Here is a 17895-nt window from a genome sequence, read left to right as displayed (position 1 = left end):
GACCACCGGCGAGAACGCGGAGGTGGACATGGACGAGCAGCGCGGCACTGTGACGATTCCGGTCGGGGACGCCCAACTCCCCGCCGACCTGATGCTGCCCGCCCAGCCGGTCGGCGTGGTGCTGTTCGCGCACGGCAGTGGCAGTTCCCGGCACAGCCCGCGCAACGTGGCGGTGGCCCGGACGCTCAACGAGCGAGGGCTCGGCACGGTGCTGGCGGACCTGCTCACCCCGGCCGAGGACGAGGTGGACGCGCGCACCGCCGAACTGCGCTTCGACATCGGGCTGCTGGCCAGCCGGTTGGCCGGCATCGTCGACTGGCTGGCCGTCGAGCGGCCTGCCGGTCACGTGCCGATCGGCCTGTTCGGGGCCAGCACCGGTGCTGCCGCCGCCCTGGTGGCGGCGTCGTCCCGTGCCGACCGGGTGGCCGCCGTGGTCAGCCGGGGTGGCCGGCCGGACCTGGCCGAGGACGCGCTGGCCCAGGTGCGTACCCCGACGTTGTTGTTGGTGGGTGGGCTGGACGAAGAGGTGATCACGCTCAACGAGCGGGCGTTGGCCGAGCTGGGAGAGGTGGGTGAGTTGCGGGTGATCCCCGGTGCCACCCACCTCTTCGAGGAGCCCGGCACCCTTGAGCAGGTCGCCGACCAGGCCGGCACCTGGTTCACCACGCACCTCAATCGATGATCATTCCGCTGGTAGGAGGGTCGAGGCCGCGCGGCGCTGCTGCACCGTGTCGATGACGCGCCAGAGCACGGCGGTGATCGGGACGCTCACGAAGGCGCCGGCGATCCCCGCGATGAGGGTGCCCGCGGTGACCGCCACCAGGATCACCGCCGGATGCAGTCGGACCTGCCGCTTCATCACGAGCGGTTCCAGCAGATTGCCCTCGATCTGCTGGACGGCGATCACCGCCGCGAGGGTGAGCAGCGCGGTGGTGGGACCGTTCGCGGCAAGCGCCACCAGCACCGCCACCGCCCCGGCCACCGTCGCCCCGATGATCGGCACGAACCCACCGAGGAACGTGATCAACGCCAGGGGCAGGGCGAGCGGCACCCGCAGCACCACCAGAGCGAGCCCGATGCCCAGCGCGTCGATCGCGGCGATGAACATGGTGCCCCGGCTGTACGCACCCAACGTCTGCCAACCGTTCCGGCCCGCCTCGGCCAGCACGGGCTGGTTCGGGCCGGACGCCCGGGACACCACCCAGTGCCACATCGACCGGCCGTCCTTGAGCAGGAAGAAGAGCAGCACCAGAGCCAACAGAGCGGAGCCGAACACCTCAGTGGCGGTCCGGGCGCCGGACACCGGGTCCGGAGAGCTGCCACTGAGCCCCTCCCGGGCCTGGTCGACCAGCCGGTCCAGCTGAGCCTCGGTGACCGGCAGCGTGGACGTCACGAAGTCCCGGCTGCGCTCCACCCCCTGCGTCAGCTCCTGGCTCAGCTGATCGAACTGGCTGGCGGTCAGGTTCCACACCAGGGCGCCGACGCCGACCAGGATGCCCAGCAGCAGCAGTACGGTACAGAGCGCGGCCAGCGCCGCCGGCAGGCGCAACCGGCGCAGCAGCAGCAGGACCGGGTCGAGCAGCGCGGCGAGGAAGATGGTGGCGGCCAACGCGATGGCCAGCGGCGCCAACAGGACGGCGACCCGGCCCAGAAGGTAGAGCCCCGCGGCGATCACCACCAGGCAGGCGCTCCACAACACGGCGGTTCGCACCAGCCAGGGCAGCGTCGCCCAGGTCTGGCGCGGCCCGTGGTCGCCTGTCGGTCCGGGTGCCTCTGCGGCCATGTCGGTCCTCCTCGATGTCGACGAGGTCGGTACCCGGTCGGTCGTCCCCCGACACCCGAATCGCCGGCCGTCGCCCGCGCGGATCGTACGCCGCTGGCAGTGGTGCGGGTGGGAGTTCGGGAATCGCATCCGGAACGAGGCGTTTGCCCGGTCGGGCCGAGGGAAGGCGAAGGGGACGGACCGGACTGAGGAGGAACGCCATGGGTGACTTCATGGACAAGGCCAAGGACTTCGCGGACAAGCATGACAAGCAGGTCGACCAGGGTATGGAGAAGGCCGGCGAGATGGCCGACAAGCGCACCGGCGGCAAGTACGACGATCAGATCGACAAGGGAGTCGACCAGGCCCAGGCGCGCACCGGTGAGGGCGACCAGGTCCGCTGACACGGTCCTCCCGGGCCGCCGCGCCGCCGGCGACCCGGGAGGAACGCACCGGTCAGCGCTGGTGCCTGTCGGTCAGTTCGTCGACCGAAGTGGGTCGACCGCTCAACGCGTCGCGCAACCTGTCGATCAAACCCAGGCCGGGGGCGAGCAGCCTGTTCATCGGCGGATGCTCCGGGCCCCCCGGGTGCGGCCGGGTCGGCCCGATCTCCTTGATCGCCGTCACCCGGGCCGCCGCCTCGACCAGCTCCTCCCGAGCCGTCGCCGCGCGCAACCGGGGAAATAGTTCCTTCTCCTCGTCCGACACATGGTGTCGGACGAGGCTGGTCAGCTGGACGAGCAGTTCGTCGAAGCGAGGGCTTGACGGCTCGGCGGACTCCAACTCCTTCATGGTCCGCTCGGCGTCGGCGTGCTCCGCGATCTCCCGGTCGGCGATCTGGTCGCCGTCGGGCAGCACCTCGCGGGCGATCGGATACACGTACGCCTCCTCGGCCACCGAGTGGCGGACGAGTTCGGCGATCGCCACGTCGGCAAGGCGTCGGCGGTGCTCGGCTGTGCCCTGCCGGGTCGCCAACTCGACGAGAACCGCCTCGATCGAACGATGATCGGAGATCAGGATGTCGACGACGTCGCTGTCGTCGGCGGTCGGTGGATGTGTCATGTCACGGCCCCTTACCGGTTGCGGATCGGTGGGAGGTGTGTGGCTCTGGTACCCCCACGGGGCTGCACAAACCCACAGTTGACGATGTCTACGACGGGATCGGTGGTGCCGGCGGTGCAGGCGCTGCCGGACGGCCACGATTGGCCCGTCCCCGCCGGGGTAACCGCCTCCATGGCCGACGACCGCGCACCCGCCGCCCGCGATCAGTCGCGGTTCGACGAGACCGCCGGGCGGACGGTCCGTCGGGTGCGGCACCGTGGTGGGCAGGCCGGCCGGATCCGGGCCCGGCAGTGGGAGGTCACCCTGGTGATCTCCATCCAGGCCGGGTTGGCAGCAGCCATCGCCGCCCTGCTCGCCAAGAACCTGCTCGGCGCCGGATCGCACGTCTTCGCACCCGCCGCCGCCGTCGGTACGATCGCCACCGCCATCGGGCAGCGGGCGCGGCGCACCTTCGAGCTGCTGGGCGGTGTGGCCCTCGGCATCATCATCGGCGACACGCTGCGATTCCTGCTCGGCTCGGGCCCGTGGCAGACCGGCGTCGTTGTCGCGCTGGCGATCGCCTCCGCGTTGCTGGTGGCCGGGAAGGGTGGCCCGCTCGTCGGTCAGGCTGGCGGTACCGCGGTGCTTATCGCCACGCTGGCGCCGATGCAACGGGGCTTGGAGGTGCCCCGGATCTTCGACGCGCTCGTCGGTGGGGCGGTCGGCCTGGTGGTGGTCGCGCTGCTGTTGCCGATCAACCCGATGCGGGTGCTGGACCGGGCCGCGGCACCGATCTTCGAGATTCTCTGCGAGCAACTCGCCGAGCTGGCGCAGGCGATGCGTGAACGCGACGCCGCCCGGGCCATGGGCGTTCTGGAGCGGCTCCGCACCACCGATGACGACCTGAGCCGGTTGCACGACGCGCTGAGCGGTGCCGAGGAGGTGGTGACGATCGCCCCGGTGCGGTGGCACCGCCGGCAGCAGTACCACCGTTACGCCCGCAGCGCGGGTCACCTGGAGCGGTTGCTGCTGGACAGTCGCGCCATGGCCCGTTGGTCGGCCACGGCGTTGCAGTACGACGAACCGATTCCACCGCAACTGCCGGATGCGATGAGCCGGTTGGGTGAGGCGGTGGCGGTGATGCGTGCGGAGTGCAAGGTCGGTGACGACACTCAGCGCACCCGCCGGTTGATCGAGCAGTGCGCCGAGTTGGCCGGCCAGGCCGCGGCGAGCGGGGTCAAATCCTTCGGCGAGTCCCTTGTCACCGGGCTGCGCACCGCGGCCAGCGACCTGCTGCGGGCAACCGGTTCGGAACCCGAGGACGCCAACCGGATCGTGCGCCGCGCGGCCGGGGCCGGCGAGTCGGAGATCCACCCGCCGGTGCACGGGCAACTGCACCGGATCCGCCCGACGCGGACCGCCCGAGCCCGTCGACGCGCGCACCTCGCCGCCCGGGCCCGCAACGACGGTCGGGCCGGCCTCCCCGCTCGGGAGAGGCCGGCCCGGTGAACCGTCAGGCTCAGGAGGAGTAGCCGCGCTCGGCGATCCAGTTGGCGACCTTCGGCAGGCTCATCCAGTACTCACCCAGAGCCGGGTCGGCGGGATCGGCGACCCGGATCGTGTCACCACCGTCGCGGTAGCCAACGAGGGTCAGGTAGTGGCCACCCTCGTACGAGTGCGGGTTGCCGTCGGTGTCCACAGTCGTGCCCTTGATGTTCGCCACCACCGGTCGGCCGGCGTCCACCGCTGCCAGCACGTCACGGCGCAGCTGCTCGACCTGCTCGGGGCGGGCCACCGAGTCACGGATCTCGGTGGTCCGGTACTTGCCACCGGTCAGTTCGTTGAGCACCCGGGTGGTGTCCAGGGCCGAGGGTGTTCCCGCCTCGGTGGTGCCGAGCAGCCGGGCCACCTCGTCCTGGGAGAGCGCCTTGCCCTGTGCGGACAACGCGATCCGCGTCGCGGCCGGGCCGCAGTAGTAGAAGTTCGGCTGAGCCTGGTAGTCGACGCCGAGGATCCGTTCGGCGTGCCTGTCGTTCTCACTCGATGAGGCAGGGGCGGCCGGTGCCGGGGCGGCCTGCGCGGCCACCGCCGGGCCGAGGGCGCAACCGCCGGCGACGAGCAGGCCGACGACGGACAGACCGCTCTTCTGGACGATCGGGTTCATTGTCGAGTCTCCGTTCGGGGGTTGGCGCCTCCGGACAGCGGAGGTCGGCAGCACCGGGAATGGCGCTCGGCGCAACAGCAGGGCCGACCACCTGTGGTCTCGGCCCTGGCCGTACGGAGGCGTAACCGGTCTGCTCCGCCGAGAATTCCGCCGGCTGCCGACGGCTGTGGGTGTGCGTCGTCCCGAACCGGTCACCGGGGACAGGCGGTCAGCTCAGAGGCTCCCGAGCAACCTGGTCACGGTGATCTCGATGACCACCCGCTCCGGATTCGGACGCGGGGTGCGATACCGCTCGGCGTAGCGCCGCTCCGCCTCCGCCACGGCAGCCGGGTCCGACCGCAGCACCGCCCGACCCTCGACGGTCAACCAGCGGCGGCCATCCACGTGGCACACGGCCACCGCCGCCCCTGCCGCGCCGGCCGCCGCCACCTGACGGGCCTTGCGGGAGGCGCCCGAGGTGATGACCCGGGCCAGTCCGGCCGCCGGGTCGAGTGTCACCCCGACCGGTACGACGTGCGGGGTGCCGTCCGCCCGCAGAGTGGTGAGCGTCGCGAGGTGCCGTTCCGCGCAAAAAGCGATAACACGCTCATCGTGCACGTCCAACCGATGATCGCCCGCCATGCCCGTCCCCTGTCCGCCGAACCGAGCTCGATCATGGCACGCGGCGGCGCACCCGGTCCCGATCCGACGGGGCGTCCGGCTGACCTGGTAGCTGGCGACCCGTCGACCGACGTGCGTGCACCAGCCGCGTCAGGTAGATCAGCGCGGCGGCCAGGACCCCCATGTCATCCAGATAGATCGGGTCCGGCAGCACGTCGATCGGGAAGATCGTGTACGCCAGCGCCCCGTAGAAGGCGACCTTGCCGCCCGCGCCGAGCCCGGTCAACAGCCGCCGCGTACGCACCACCCGCACCGCCAACACCACGGCACCCACGAGGGTGGCGAGCGCCAGGATGCCGGCGATCACCACGAGGACCCACGTCTGTCGGGACATGCCGTCACGCTAACCCACCCGACCCCGTGCGGCTCAGAACGCGGGCACCGTCGCCCGGCCGCGCGCCGTCACCTTGTTCTCCCGCGTCTGCTCGACGTTCTCCCGGGCCGGTGCGCCCGACGGTCGGGCAACCTCGCTCAGCGGCAGCACCGACGCCGACTCGGCGACCCGTCGTCCGGTCGCGGCGTGCGCCTCCTCGCGCAGACTGCGAGCCGCGGCCACCGCCAACTCCGCCGCCCGCCACGCGGCCTGCTCCCGCTCGCGCGCTGCCGTGTGCCGGGCCGCCAGGTTGTCCCGGACCGCCCGCTGGAGCACCAACTCCTGCTCGACCGGGTGCAGTCGCGGATCCCAGCCGTCGCGGTGCGCGAAGACGTCGCTGAGCTGCTCCACCGACAACTCCCGACGCCAGTACGCATCGAGCGCCGCCCGGTGCAGGTATCGCTCGCGGTCCGCGTACTCGGCGGGGGTCCGTGCGGTGTGCGGCAGTGGCATCGCGGCCGCCGCGTCGAGCCGCCGCACGCCAGCCTCGGCCGCCTCGTACGCCAGCCAGGCCGCCTCGACCGCCTCCTGCGCGGCCTCCCACTCCGCCCGACGGCGTCGCAAAGTGGTGGTCGCCCGCTCGGCGGCCACCGCGACCTCCTGCGCGTAGCGGCTCTGCTCCCGCTCCTCCTGCGCCTGTTCGAGCTGACTGGGCATTGCCGCCCGACGGATCCGGGCCCCGGGATCGAATCGGAGCCGGCCGGGCCGCAGCAGCAGAGCGGAGACGGCGACGGCTACCACCCCGAGCAGGCTCAGCCAGATGACGGCAGCCCGGGAGAGTTCTGGCAGGACGGCGGAGAGGACGGTTTGCATGATCAGCACCTCGCGGTAGCGGGTATCGACGGGCGGCAGGAGGGCCCGTGGCGCCGGTTGGCCCGGTGGCGGGGTCGTCCCGTCGACGGCGAACTGAGGTGCCGTGCGGGAGGATCAGCCGGTCGCGGGCCCGGGGGTCGCCGGGCCTGGCTCAGCGGACGGGCGGGCCGCGTCGCGCGGGAGTGGCACGGCCGGGCTCGATGGCCGGGACGTGCGCCGCGACCGGAGCGGTCACCGTGGCGGTATCGACGGTGGCGGTGTCGAGCGCGCCGGCCGGCGGGGCGGCAGCGGGCTGGCTCGCCCGTTCGACGGCCGGGCCGGCGTCGGGACGGACATCTGCCACCCGGCTGGTCACGGCACTGGGCCGAAGCTGCGGGGGAGAGGGTGGTGCGGTCGCGGCGAGGGCGGCGCCGAGGCCGACCGCGAGCACCAGCGCGGTGATCGCCAGGCGGGTCAGCTCCCGCAGTGACCGCAGCACAGCCCACCGGGCTGGGCGGACGGACGCTGCGGACGACACCCCACCAACCTATCGCCCGTCCCCGCCCACCGCAGCACGGCGACGGGTCGAGCTGGCGTGACCGCCACCACCGTGCGCACTGTGGACGCCGACAGTCGGGGGCCCCGAGAACAGTGGTGCCCCCGACCGGACGGGGTCCGATCGGGGGGCACCGCGCTTCGCCGTGGTGGCTACGCCTGTGACGCGGGCCGTGTCAGTCGCCGGTGCCGAGCACCGGAGGTGCGGCCTTCTCATTGCCCTGCCACACCATCTCGTCCTCGGTCAGCCAGGTCAGCCGCTCGTCGGAGTCGTCGTCCTGCGCCTGACCGCGCCCGCCGAGCACACCGGGACGGCTGCCGCCCCCACTGCGCTGGCCGTCGATGCTGCGCCCGACCCCGCTGGCGGCGCGGCTCTCCGCCGGCGCGGCACCACCACCTGTCGGACGGGGCGAGGCGGGGGCCGCGTTGCCGGAGCCCGCCAGTGCGCCGCTGCGCAACACCCCGCCGGCCGGTGACCCGCCCTGCGCACCGTAGAGCAGCCCGGGGCCGGTGCTCGCCGGGGCGGGCGTGGCACCCGGCCCGGACAGGCCGACCAACCCGGCGGCACCCCCGCCGAGCAGCGCGCCGCCGACAAGCGGGTCCGCACCGGCGAGGGACGTGCCCCGGTCGCCGAGGTCGCTGCCAGTGCCGGTCGGGCCGGTGACGACAGTCGGGCTGGCACCGGGGCCCGAGCCGACCTCGTCCGGAGTGGCGCCGCCGTCCGGCAGTTGGGAAACGCGATCGGGCGTCGAGATGGTCGCGTCACCGGTGCGCCCGGTGTCGGTGCCGGTGCCGGGACCGCCGCTCACCTTGGCGATGGCCGAGACACTCTGCGGCGTCGTCTTATCCTTGCTGACGGTGCTCGGAGTCTCCGGGTCGGGCGGGGGCGGCTCGACCACCCGGTCGTAGGCCGAGATCTCGTAACTGCTCGCCAGATCGGCCACCAGGTTCACCATCCGCTGGTGGGCCTTGTCCTGCTCCGCCTTGTCCTGCTGGTGACCAGCGATCCCACCGGCGATCAGACCGGTCAGACCGAAGATGGCGCCACCCTTGATCGCACCGGAGATCGCCTTGTCGTTGTCGTCGGTCTCCTCGGGGCTCTCGGCAACCTTGTGGGCGGCACGCAGATGGTCGGCCATCATGGTCAACCCCTGCTTGACGCCGGCCATCCCCTCACCCAACGCGTTGGTGTGGGCGACGATGAAGCTGAGTCGCCGGTGGAACTCCCGACCTGCCGAACCCGTCCAGGTGTTGCCGAGCTTGTCGAGGTCGCCGCCCAACTCCCGGCCGAGGCCGTCGAGGATGCCCTTGAGCTCGGCCCACTGGGTGGCCACGCCCTCGATCTGCTCGGGCTTGCCCGCCATCAGGCCGTCGTACAGTTGTTGGTGGCTGTTGCCCTGGTAGCGCTGGGTGTATTCAGACACGACCGTCCTCCTTCGGCTGCAACGCCCGGTCGACCGGGGTCAGCGCGGCGGTGACGTCGTCGGCGTTCGCCGCGTTACGCGCCTCGGCGGTGCGGTAGTTGCTCAGGATCGCGCTCGTGGCCTGCTGTGCCGCGAGCACCGCCTGCCGGATGCGTTCGGCCTGGTCGACATAGGACTGGTGGACCTCGCTGTAGCGACGTGCCTTGTCGGTGGCGTCGAAGAACGAGCCCAGCGCCGGAGGCCGGCACTGCATCTCGGTGTTGAGCTTGCGCAGCACCGACTCGGCCTGGCTGAGCCGAGACGCCAGATGCTCGTGGAAGTCCTCAAGGGACAACAGGTCGACTTCCGTACGCCCGGCCATGGCAACATCCCCGTCGTTCTGGTTGACAACCGTCAGCGACATCCAGGTTAGTCCACCAGTGCGACTCCGGGCGACCCGTCGACGCTGCTCAGCCGTCGGCGTCGGTCGATACCGTGGACCGTCCGCCGCCGCTCCCGCCACTCGACGGCGCGCCGCTGGCCGGAGCCGACGGCGTCGAGCCCGCCGGCGGCGTGGCGGACGACGACGGCGGCGCGGCGGACGGTGTGCCGGACGGCGGTGCCGCGGACGGCGAGGCTGACGCCGGTGCGGCCGGCGGTGGCGCGGCCGAGGCCGGTCCGTCGGGAGCGAAGACGGCAAACGCGTCCTCGCGGTCCAGCGTCGGCCCGGTCGGAATCAGCGCGAGCAGCGAACCGGGCACCGCCAGTGGAGTGACCCCGCCGTAGCCGAGCGCCTCCAGCGTCCCCGCCGTGCCGAGCGGATACCTGATGCCCTGCGGGCTGATCAGGTAGATCGTCGACCCGGCGGCACCGGACCCGCTGGTCCCGGCACCGGGCGAGGCCTGCGCGATGACACCCTTGCCGCCGGGAAGCAGCACCGCCTCGGCGGTGCGTACCGCGTCGCGCCCGGTCTGGCGCACCGGCACCAGGCCCGGATCACTGTCGGTCAGCTCGTCCGGCACCCGGTCGAAGACCTCCACTGTGGTGGTCGGCGGGCCACCCGCGCTGCCCTTCCGGTAGGTGGCGCACAGCGTCGTCCGACCGGGCTGGGCCGGGTAGAGGGCGGGCATCGTCGGGGGCAGCCCCTCCTCCTCGATCCGCCGCTCCTCGAACGCCTCACTGGCCTGATTCGGGGTGATGTCGGTGATCCGACCGCCGTTGCTGACGAGCAGCAACGCGGTGATCTCACTGATCGACACGAGAGCGTCCCGGGTCAGCACATAGTGCCGTCCGGCGGCCTTGAACACCGAACCCACCGGGTACGACTGCCCGCCCACCGTGCGGCTGCTGGGCGCGCCCTCACCGGTCAGCGACGGCCGGCGCAGCGGCGGACCGGCCGGAACCGAGTTGAGCAGTTGCTGCCCGACCTGGAGTCGCTCGGTGCCGGCCATCCGCAGCGCCGTGATCGTGCGGGACGGGTCGAGCAGTTGGAGCCGGCGGTTGTTGGTGATCAGGTACCGCTGGTCGTCGACCGAGACCAGCACCGCCCGGTCACCGAGTGGCGTGCCCCCGGGCAACGCGCGGTCGATCACCACCCGGGTGCTGGACCGCTGCCGGTCGACCGGGTCGGGCACGTCGCAGACCGACCAGGGCAGCCCGGTCAGCGACTTGCGGTCCGGCAGGGCGTCGGGTGCCCCGAGGATGCCGAGCGTGACGCCACGGGGCCGGTCCCGCAGCGACGCCTGGGACATCGTCCGCACCTGGGAGGTGGCGTCGTTCACGATGAGGCGCGCCGACGCGTAGTTGAGCGTCGGGTGCAGCTTGCCCTCCATGAACACGTACGTCGCGCCGGTCTCCCGTTCGATGACCAGGGTCTGGTCGTCGAGCGGTGCCGAGCCACCGGTCAACTGGCCGTAGGCACCCACCCCACCGAGCACGATCGCCGCGGCGAGGACGCTGCCGAAGACGGCCATGCCGAGCCGTCGCATCGGCAGGTTGGTGGTCTCCGGATCGCCCGACAGCAAGGCGGAGACGATGCGGCGGGTGACGAAGCGGTACGCCTGCACCTGATCGCGGCGGGTCCGCATGACTTACCTCCGGCGGGTGGATCCGCGACGATCAGGGTCGGGGTGCCGTCGCGGACTTCCCTACGATAAGGGGCCGACGGTGGTTCCCTGGGGCCACCGCTCGGGGCCGGCACCGGAGGAGACCCGGCGCAGAGTCGTACCGTGCAGGAGGGACAGTCAGCGATGACGCAGGTTCAGGCGCCACCCGCCCGAGCGGTCACGGACCCTGTCGACGGTCCGACCCGACAGATGCCCCCTGCTGAGCGGCCCGGCCGTGGACGGGTCGGTCCGGTGTTGGTGGGGCAGCTCGTCGTGCTGGAGCTGTGCGTGGTCGGTGTCTGGGCCGCCACCGCCGGACCCGTATGGGTGCTCGCCGTGGCGGGCGTGGCGGCGCTGCTGATCGTCCTGGCGGCCTTCGCGCGGCGCGGTGGCCGCTGGTGGTTCGAGGACCTGCTGCTGCGTCGACGGCTGCGGCGACGCGGTGAGCGCGCGTCGGCCGCGCTGGCCGGCGACACCGCTACCGACCCGCGGTTGGCTGCGCTCGCGCCCGAGTTGAGTGTCATCGAGTTGACCGACCGTGGCACCCGGCTCGGCATCGGGCGGGACGACCAGGGCTGGTTCGCCGCCGTCGCCCTGCAGTCCGCCACCGGCGCGGCGGTCGGCTCCGTCGACGCCGCGGCGGTGGATCGCGCGCTGCGGGTGCTGACGGACTTCAGCGCCCCGGTCTCCCGGGCCCAGGTCGTCGCACACACGCTGGTCTGGTATCCGGCGCCCGGTGCGCCACCGGCGGCGCACCGGACCGTCTGGGTGGCGGTGCGGCTCACCGTCCGGGACGCCCGGGTCGAGGCGGTGAGCCGTGGTGGCGGGCTGACCGGCGTGCACCGGACGGTGGCGGCCGGGATCGGCCGGCTCGGCAAGGCGCTCACCTCCGCGGGGTTGGCCCATCGCCCGTTGGGTCGTGAGGAACTACGCGCGGCGATCGTCTCGGCCGCCGGTCTGGACCTGGTGCCCGAGGCGCCGACGGAGAGCTGGCGTGGGCTGCGCGGCGGCGGCTGGACGCACCGTTGCATGGCGCTGCGGGGCCGCTCCGACGCGCCGCTCGGCACGCTTGTCGACGCGATCACCGCGACCTCGGCGCCGTCGCACACGGTGGCCGTGACCGTCTCGGCGGACGGTCGGGTGGCGGCACCGCTGCTGCGGGTCGCGGCGATGGACAACCACGTCGAGGCGCTTGTCAAGGTGGTCCGCGAGGTGGCCGAGCGGACCGGCGCGCCCACCCGGCCGATGGACGGGCAGCATGCTCCGGGCGTCTACGCCACCGCTCCGGTCGCGTCGGCGCTGGGAGCCTCCACCGGTCTGCGGTCGCGCTGACCGGCGCGCCGAAGCGGGGTCACGGTCGCAGGTTGACGATCCAGCCGTAGAGGCCGCAGACCCAGAAGGCGAGCGGCACCAGCGCGACGATGAGCAGGATCTCGGCGATGTCGAGCAGGCGACCCCAGACCGGCGAGATGCGCTTGCCGGCGACGGTCAGGCCGTAGATCAGACTGATCACGGCGGCCAGCACCAGCCCGCCGAGGATCAGGCCGAGCCGGACCGGCAGCGACCCGCCGGCGAAGGTGGTCGCGGCGGTCAGGCCGAGGCCCAGGGTGCCGACCAGCAGCACCGGGGTGCGCTGGGCCCGACCCAGGAGGGGCCGTGCCCGCAGCAGCGCCAGCAGGGCCAGCACCAGGCACAGCAACACGGCGGGCAGGCGCCCGTCCAGGGCCAGCACGAGCTGCGCCCCCAGCACCAGCAGCGACACCGTCCACAGCAGACCGGTGAGGAACTCGTCGGCGCGCTCACTCTGCTGGAGCACCTGCCGGCCGTCGACCGACTCGCTGTCGGTCTTCAGGTCCTCCGGACCGGTAGGGATCGACGGCACCGGCAGCCGGGCCAGCCGGTAGGCCATCATCGGCAGCGCCGGCACCACGCCGAACGCGACAGCCGCGATGACCGCCCCGGAGGCCGCCGCGTCGAGGCCGAGGACCAGGCAGAGCATCGCGCCCAGGCCGGTCGCGGCCGCCACGCCGATGGCGGCGAAGAAGAGCGGGTACCTGTCGCCGACCGCCAGCACGGCGACCGCGCCGGCCACCACCGCGGCGGTCGCCGCGAGCAGGACGTGCGGACTGGCCAGTTCGGTGAGCGGTCGGTCGCCGGCGAGCAGCAACAGGCCGCCGGTGGCCGCGTACACCAGGCCGACCACTGCCAGCACCGCACCGATGCCGCTGTCCCCGGCGGCCCTGGACAGCACCGCGGCGCCCACCAACAGCGCCACCGCGACAAGGAGCGCGGCCAACGCGCCGGGCAGGTGTGGCGGGCCGGCGAAGAGGACGGCCAGCGCGCCGGCGCCGAGCGCCGCCGCCGCGAACACCACCGCGAAGGTACGGGTGGCGCCGACCTGCCAGGCGCCGGGGCGCTGGTTGGTGGCGGTGGCGACCGCGTCCACCACGTCGTCGAAGACGATCTCCGGAGCGGCGTCGGAGCGCGGGTTGAAGTAGAGCACCTCACCGTCACGGACGCTGAGCTGCGCCGCGGTACGACCACCGTCGAGCGGCGCACCGCCCAATCGGGACAGTGACCAACCGCCGTGCCGGGCACCCTCGTCGGCCATGTCCTCACCGGCGTAGCGCAGCAGGGTGGGCAGCAGGTCGGCCAGCGGCACGTCCGATGGCAGTGCCAGATCCATCCGGGTACGCGGAGCCACGATGGTGATCCGGCTCAGACCACCGGTCGCCGTCTTCGTCGCCACAGTGGCCTCCAGGTGTGCGTCCGTGATCGGCTGGCTGTGATGCTGCGGCCGGGTCCACCGCGCACACGGCAGATTACCTACGATGACGGCACGTACGATGCCCACCCGCGTGCGGTGTTCCGCGGACCGCACGTCATCAGGGCCGCTTCTGGGGAGGAGACAGCCGTGAGCACTGTGGTGTTCCGCCGGCTTCCACGTCAGCCGGGACCGGCCCTGCCGCGCGGTGAGGTGCTGCTGGAATCGCCGCCCGAGCTGCCCGAGCCGACGCCCCGTGGGATTGGGCAGCTGCTCATGATCCTGCCGATGTTCTGCGGGGTCGGTGCCATGGCGTTCCTCTACGCCGGCAAGGGCGCCGGCACGATGACCTATGTCGCCGGTGGCCTGTTCGGTGTGTCGATGCTCGGCATGGCGATCGGTTCGCTCGCCAACAACGGCGGCAAGGACAAGGCGGAGCTGAACGCCGATCGCCGCGACTACATGCGCTACCTGGCGCAGATGCGCAAGCGCACCAGGCGTGCCGCCGAGCAGCAGCGTGCCGCGATGGGCTGGCGGCACCCGGAGCCCGACGCGCTCTGGTCGATCGCCGCGTCCCGGCGACTCTGGGAGCGGCGGATCACCGAGGACGACTTCGGCGAGACCCGGATCGCGCTCGGCCCGCAGCGGCTCGCCGTGGAGATCGTTCCACCGGAGACGAAGCCGGTGGAGGACCTGGAGCCGATGAGCGCCATCGCGCTTCGCCGGTTCGTCCGGGCGCACTCCACGGTGCCCGACCTGCCGACCGCGCTGTCGGTGCGCGCGTTCAGCCGGGTGGTGCTACGCGGCGACCGGGAGCCGGTGCTCGACCTGACCCGGGCCGCGTTGGGGCAGCTGGCCACCTTCCACGCCCCGGACGACCTGGTGATCGCTGTGGTCGCCGCACCCGACCGGCAGGCGTCCTGGGGCTGGGTGAAGTGGCTGCCGCACGCCCACCACAGCGGTCGTACGGACGCTGCCGGCGCGCGCCGGCTGGTCTTCGCCAGCCTGGCCGAGGCCGAGGCGTCGCTCGCCGCCGAGTTGGCCGGGCGGCCACGGTTCGCGCCGGAGGCCAAGCCGCTCACCACCGCGCCACACCTGATCGTGGTGATCGACGGTGGGGAGATCTCACCGACCTGCCAACTGGTGGGCCCGGGGCTGCTCGGTGCCACGGTGATCGACCTGTCCGGGACGGTGCCGCGTGACGCCGGTCGCTGGCTGCTCTGCCTCGACGTGGGTGACGGAAGCTCGCTCGACCTGGTCCGGGGCGGCTCGTCGTCGCCGCTGGGTCGACCCGACCAGCTCAGCGCCGAGGCCGCCGAGGGGCTGGCCCGACAGATCGCCCCGTTCCGGCTGTCCCAGCAGCAGACCGGCGGCGACGAGCCGCTGGCCCGCAGCACGGAACTGCCGGACCTCCTCGGCGTCGGTGACGCGGCGGCGGTGGACGTGCAGAACACGTGGCGCCCGCGAGGCCACCGCGACCGGCTGCGCATCCCACTCGGCGTGGGCCCCGACGGCAACGTGGTCGAGCTCGACTTCAAGGAGTCGGCACACGAGGGCATGGGTCCGCACGGTCTGGTGATCGGCGCGACCGGCTCCGGCAAGAGCGAGCTGCTGCGTACGGTGGTGGCCGCGTTGGCGGTGACCCACTCGTCGGAGGAACTGAACTTCGTCCTGGTGGACTTCAAGGGCGGCGCGACCTTCGCCTCACTGGAGGCGCTGCCGCACACCAGCGCTGTGATCACCAACCTGGCCGACGAGCTGCCGCTCGTCGACCGGATGCGCGACGCGCTCGCCGGTGAGATGGTGCGCCGGCAGGAGCTGCTGCGGGCGGCCGGCAACTACGTCTCCCGTTTCGAGTACGAGAAGGCGCGCTCGGCCGGTGAGCCGCTCGCGCCGATGCCCAGCCTGTTGATCATCTGTGACGAGTTCAGCGAGCTGCTCGCCGCCAAACCGGACTTCATCGACCTGTTCGTGATGATCGGCCGGTTGGGCCGATCCCTCGGTGTGCACCTGCTGCTTGCCAGCCAGCGCCTCGAGGAGGGCAAGCTGCGCGGCCTCGACACGCACCTGTCGTACCGGATCGGTCTGCGGACGTTCTCCGCCGTGGAGAGCCGGATCGTGCTCGGCGTACCGGACGCGTACGAGCTGCCGAACGCCCCTGGCCACGGCTACCTGAAGACGGACACCAGCACCATGCTGCGGTTCCGGGCCGCGTACGTGTCGGGGGCGTACCGGGCGCCGGGGCAGCAGGCCTCCGCGTCGCAGGCGCTCGTGCAGCGGCGGATCGTGCCGTACGGCCTCGACTTCGTGCCGGTGCAGGTCCCGCAGGTGCCGGTGGACACCGCCCCGGAGCCGGAGCAGCCGGCCGACGGCAAGGCCGTGGCGATGCTCGACGTACTGATCGACCAGCTCAGGGGCCGGGGTCGCCCGGCTCACCAGGTGTGGCTGCCGCCGTTGGCCGACCCGCCGGGTCTGGGGGAGTTGCTCGGCCCGCTGGCGGTCGACCCGACCTACGGCCTGTGCACCGCGTCCTGGCCCGGGCGGGGGCGACTGACAGTGCCGGTCGGTGTCGTGGACCGCCCCTACGAGCAGCGCCGGGACCCGATGATGGTCGAGCTGGCGGGGGCCGGCGGCAATGTGGTCATCGTCGGTCGGTCGCTGAGTGGCAAGAGCACGATGCTCCGTACGCTGCTGGCCTCGATGGCGCTGACGCACACGCCGCGGGAGGTGCAGTTCTTCTGCCTGGACTTCGGCGGGGGCGCGTTGCGCAGCATGGAGCGGTTGCCGCATGTGGCCGGGGTGGCCGGTCGGCGCGACGTCGAGGCGGTTCGCCGGACGGTGGCCGAGGTGGTCGCCGTGCTGGACGAGCGGGAGGGTCGTTTCGCCCAGCACGGCATCGACTCGGTGGCGAGCTACCGCCGTCGACGGGCCGCCGGCGAGTTCGCGGACGACCCGTTCGGCGACGTGTTCCTGGTGGTGGACGGGTGGAACACGGTGCGCCAGGAGTACGAGGAGCTGGAGCAGACGATCACCACGTTGGCCAACCGGGGCCTCGGCTTCGGTGTGCACGTGGTGCTCACCGCCGTGCGGTGGGCGGAGATCCGGATCAACATGCGGGATCTGCTCGGCACCAAGTTGGAGCTGCGTCTGGGTGACGCGTCGGAGTCCGAGATCGACCGTCGCGCCGCCAACAACGTGCCGGAGAAGTCGCCCGGTCGGGGCCTGACGCGGGACAAGCTGCACTTCCTCACCGCCATCTCGCGGATCGACGGTCGCCGTGACATCGAGGATCTGAGTGAGGCTTCGCTGTCCCTGGCCGGGCACGTGGCGTCGAACTGGCCGGGTCGACCGGCGCCGAAGGTGCGGTTGCTGCCGCGTCGGCTGCCGGTGGCGGAGCTGGCCCGGATCATCGACAGGTCGGCGCCGGGGCTGCCGATCGGTGTCAACGAGTCGGCGCTCGCGCCTGTCTACCTGGACCTGGCCAACGAGCCGCACCTGACGGTCTTCGGTGACGCGGAGTGCGGCAAGACGAACCTGCTGCGGTTGATCGCCCGGGGCATCACCGAGCGGTACACCCCGGCGCAGGCCCGGTTGGTGATCGCCGACTACCGGCGTGGCCTGCTGGGTGCGGTGGAGGGTGACCACCTGCTCGACTACGCCCCGTCGAACCAGGCCTTCGCGAAGGGGCTCGGGTCGATCCGGAGCGCGCTCTCCAACCGGCTGCCCGGCCCGGACGTGACCACCGCCCAGTTGCGGGACCGGAGCTGGTGGAAGGGCCCGGATCTGTACATCCTGGTGGACGACTACGACCTGGTCGCCTCCGGTGGCAGCAACCCGCTGAGCGCTCTGCAGGAGCTGTTGCCGCAGGCCCGCGACATCGGTCTGCACCTGATCGTCGCGCGCCGGGTCGGCGGTGTGTCCAGGGCGCTCTACGAGCCGGTGCTGCAACGGCTGCGCGAGCTGGACTCGCCGGGCCTGCTGATGTCCGGCAACCGGGAGGAGGGTGCGGTCTTCGGCACGCTGCGACCGAGCCCGCAACCGCCCGGCCGGGGCACCCTGGTTCGTCGCCGCGACGGTCAGCAGCTGATTCAGACGGCGTGGTCCGATCCGGCCTGAGCACGGTCGGCCGTTCGGTAGGAGGGTGGTGGGCCGCGTCGGCCCGATTCACCACCATCCATCGAACGTCGCCGGTCAGGGCTGCGAGGGCTGGACAGGTTCCGCTACCGTCTCCTCAGGAGTGTCCGTCGGTGGGGTGTTGCTGCCTTGCCGCGGGGGA

16 protein-coding genes are annotated in these 17895 nt (G+C 72.4%); 5 read left to right on the top strand and 11 right to left on the bottom strand.

Going from position 1 to position 17895, the window contains the following annotated elements; genetic code table 11:
- Positions 1-28: 28 nt before the first annotated feature.
- Positions 29-682 (top strand): alpha/beta fold hydrolase, encoded by a 654-nt coding sequence (locus ABZ406_RS11215; protein WP_357758865.1) that lies wholly within the window; start codon positions 29-31, stop codon positions 680-682.
- Here ABZ406_RS11215 and ABZ406_RS11210 read toward each other — a convergent pair whose 3' ends face one another.
- A complete protein-coding gene (locus ABZ406_RS11210; protein WP_357758862.1) occupies positions 683-1783 on the bottom strand; it encodes an AI-2E family transporter in 1101 nt (366 codons plus the stop codon).
- A gap of 200 nt (positions 1784-1983) precedes the next feature.
- Between ABZ406_RS11210 and ABZ406_RS11205 the strand changes: the two genes are divergently transcribed.
- Complete coding sequence (locus tag ABZ406_RS11205) at positions 1984-2166, top strand: antitoxin (RefSeq protein WP_357758860.1); 183 nt, start codon at positions 1984-1986, stop codon at positions 2164-2166.
- Between the two features lie 52 nt (positions 2167-2218).
- Here ABZ406_RS11205 and ABZ406_RS11200 read toward each other — a convergent pair whose 3' ends face one another.
- Positions 2219-2824, bottom strand: a complete 606-nt coding sequence (locus tag ABZ406_RS11200; RefSeq protein ID WP_357758857.1) for a hemerythrin domain-containing protein — start codon at positions 2822-2824, stop codon at positions 2219-2221.
- 84 nt (positions 2825-2908) lie between these two features.
- Here ABZ406_RS11200 and ABZ406_RS11195 point away from each other — a divergent pair, with 84 nt between their 5' ends.
- Positions 2909-4312, top strand: coding sequence for an FUSC family protein (locus tag ABZ406_RS11195; RefSeq protein WP_357758854.1), 1404 nt, complete (start codon positions 2909-2911; stop codon positions 4310-4312).
- 10 nt (positions 4313-4322) lie between these two features.
- Here ABZ406_RS11195 and ABZ406_RS11190 read toward each other — a convergent pair whose 3' ends face one another.
- From ABZ406_RS11190 to eccB, 8 genes are all read right to left on the bottom strand, one after another.
- The gene (locus ABZ406_RS11190; protein WP_357758852.1) at positions 4323-4967 is read right to left on the bottom strand and encodes a C39 family peptidase; all 645 of its coding nucleotides are present in this window, start codon (positions 4965-4967) and stop codon (positions 4323-4325) included.
- 213 nt (positions 4968-5180) lie between these two features.
- Positions 5181-5588 (bottom strand): TIGR03618 family F420-dependent PPOX class oxidoreductase, encoded by a 408-nt coding sequence (locus ABZ406_RS11185; protein ID WP_357758849.1) that lies wholly within the window; start codon positions 5586-5588, stop codon positions 5181-5183.
- A 31-nt stretch (positions 5589-5619) separates the two neighbouring features.
- Positions 5620-5961: a YkvA family protein gene (locus tag ABZ406_RS11180; RefSeq protein ID WP_357758846.1), complete on the bottom strand. Its 342-nt coding sequence runs from the start codon at positions 5959-5961 to the stop codon at positions 5620-5622.
- A gap of 33 nt (positions 5962-5994) precedes the next feature.
- The gene (locus ABZ406_RS11175) at positions 5995-6813 is read right to left on the bottom strand and encodes a hypothetical protein (protein WP_357758844.1); all 819 of its coding nucleotides are present in this window, start codon (positions 6811-6813) and stop codon (positions 5995-5997) included.
- A 151-nt stretch (positions 6814-6964) separates the two neighbouring features.
- The gene (locus tag ABZ406_RS11170) at positions 6965-7330 is read right to left on the bottom strand and encodes a hypothetical protein (protein ID WP_357758841.1); all 366 of its coding nucleotides are present in this window, start codon (positions 7328-7330) and stop codon (positions 6965-6967) included.
- 193 nt (positions 7331-7523) lie between these two features.
- Complete coding sequence (locus ABZ406_RS11165; RefSeq protein WP_357758838.1) at positions 7524-8771, bottom strand: hypothetical protein; 1248 nt, start codon at positions 8769-8771, stop codon at positions 7524-7526.
- Positions 8764-9174 carry a hypothetical protein gene (locus ABZ406_RS11160; protein ID WP_357758835.1) on the bottom strand — a complete coding sequence of 137 codons (411 nt, stop codon included), beginning with the start codon at positions 9172-9174 and terminating at the stop codon, positions 8764-8766. The genes ABZ406_RS11165 and ABZ406_RS11160 overlap by 8 nt, the downstream gene beginning before the upstream one ends.
- Positions 9175-9220: 46 nt before the next feature.
- A complete protein-coding gene (eccB, locus tag ABZ406_RS11155; RefSeq protein ID WP_357758832.1) occupies positions 9221-10837 on the bottom strand; it encodes a type VII secretion protein EccB in 1617 nt (538 codons plus the stop codon).
- 228 nt (positions 10838-11065) lie between these two features.
- Here eccB and ABZ406_RS11150 point away from each other — a divergent pair, with 228 nt between their 5' ends.
- Positions 11066-12187 (top strand): type VII secretion protein EccE, encoded by a 1122-nt coding sequence (locus tag ABZ406_RS11150; protein ID WP_357758830.1) that lies wholly within the window; start codon positions 11066-11068, stop codon positions 12185-12187.
- A 19-nt stretch (positions 12188-12206) separates the two neighbouring features.
- Here the strand turns inward: ABZ406_RS11150 and eccD are convergent, their stop codons facing one another.
- On the bottom strand, positions 12207-13604 hold the full coding sequence (gene eccD / locus ABZ406_RS11145; RefSeq protein WP_357758828.1) for a type VII secretion integral membrane protein EccD: 1398 nt from the start codon (positions 13602-13604) through the stop codon (positions 12207-12209).
- A gap of 165 nt (positions 13605-13769) precedes the next feature.
- On the opposite strand from eccD, the gene eccCa reads away from it, so the two are divergent.
- Positions 13770-17735 carry a type VII secretion protein EccCa gene (eccCa, locus tag ABZ406_RS11140; RefSeq protein WP_357758825.1) on the top strand — a complete coding sequence of 1322 codons (3966 nt, stop codon included), beginning with the start codon at positions 13770-13772 and terminating at the stop codon, positions 17733-17735.
- Positions 17736-17895: the final 160 nt, after the last annotated feature.

Source organism: Micromonospora sp. NPDC005710 (assembly GCF_040630995.1).
Classification (GTDB): domain Bacteria; phylum Actinomycetota; class Actinomycetes; order Mycobacteriales; family Micromonosporaceae; genus Micromonospora.
The sequence above is the reverse complement of the archived record's forward strand: the minus strand, read 5'-3'. Positions and strand labels throughout refer to the sequence as shown.

Bases quoted from the DNA above. Each gene is read 5' to 3' on its own strand.
- ABZ406_RS11150 (WP_357758830.1), top strand. From the start codon at position 11,066: ATGCCCCCTGCTGAGCGGCCCGGCCGTGGACGGGTCGGTCCGGTGTTG.
- ABZ406_RS11200 (WP_357758857.1), bottom strand. From the start codon at position 2,824: ATGACACATCCACCGACCGCCGACGACAGCGACGTCGTCGACATCCTG.
- eccB (WP_357758832.1), bottom strand. From the start codon at position 10,837: ATGCGGACCCGCCGCGATCAGGTGCAGGCGTACCGCTTCGTCACCCGC.
- ABZ406_RS11160 (WP_357758835.1), bottom strand. From the start codon at position 9,174: ATGTCGCTGACGGTTGTCAACCAGAACGACGGGGATGTTGCCATGGCC.
- ABZ406_RS11215 (WP_357758865.1), top strand. From the start codon at position 29: ATGGACGAGCAGCGCGGCACTGTGACGATTCCGGTCGGGGACGCCCAA.
- ABZ406_RS11185 (WP_357758849.1), bottom strand. From the start codon at position 5,588: ATGGCGGGCGATCATCGGTTGGACGTGCACGATGAGCGTGTTATCGCT.
- ABZ406_RS11210 (WP_357758862.1), bottom strand. From the start codon at position 1,783: ATGGCCGCAGAGGCACCCGGACCGACAGGCGACCACGGGCCGCGCCAG.
- ABZ406_RS11180 (WP_357758846.1), bottom strand. From the start codon at position 5,961: ATGTCCCGACAGACGTGGGTCCTCGTGGTGATCGCCGGCATCCTGGCG.
- ABZ406_RS11205 (WP_357758860.1), top strand. From the start codon at position 1,984: ATGGGTGACTTCATGGACAAGGCCAAGGACTTCGCGGACAAGCATGAC.
- ABZ406_RS11195 (WP_357758854.1), top strand. From the start codon at position 2,909: ATGTCTACGACGGGATCGGTGGTGCCGGCGGTGCAGGCGCTGCCGGAC.
- ABZ406_RS11175 (WP_357758844.1), bottom strand. From the start codon at position 6,813: ATGCAAACCGTCCTCTCCGCCGTCCTGCCAGAACTCTCCCGGGCTGCC.
- ABZ406_RS11190 (WP_357758852.1), bottom strand. From the start codon at position 4,967: ATGAACCCGATCGTCCAGAAGAGCGGTCTGTCCGTCGTCGGCCTGCTC.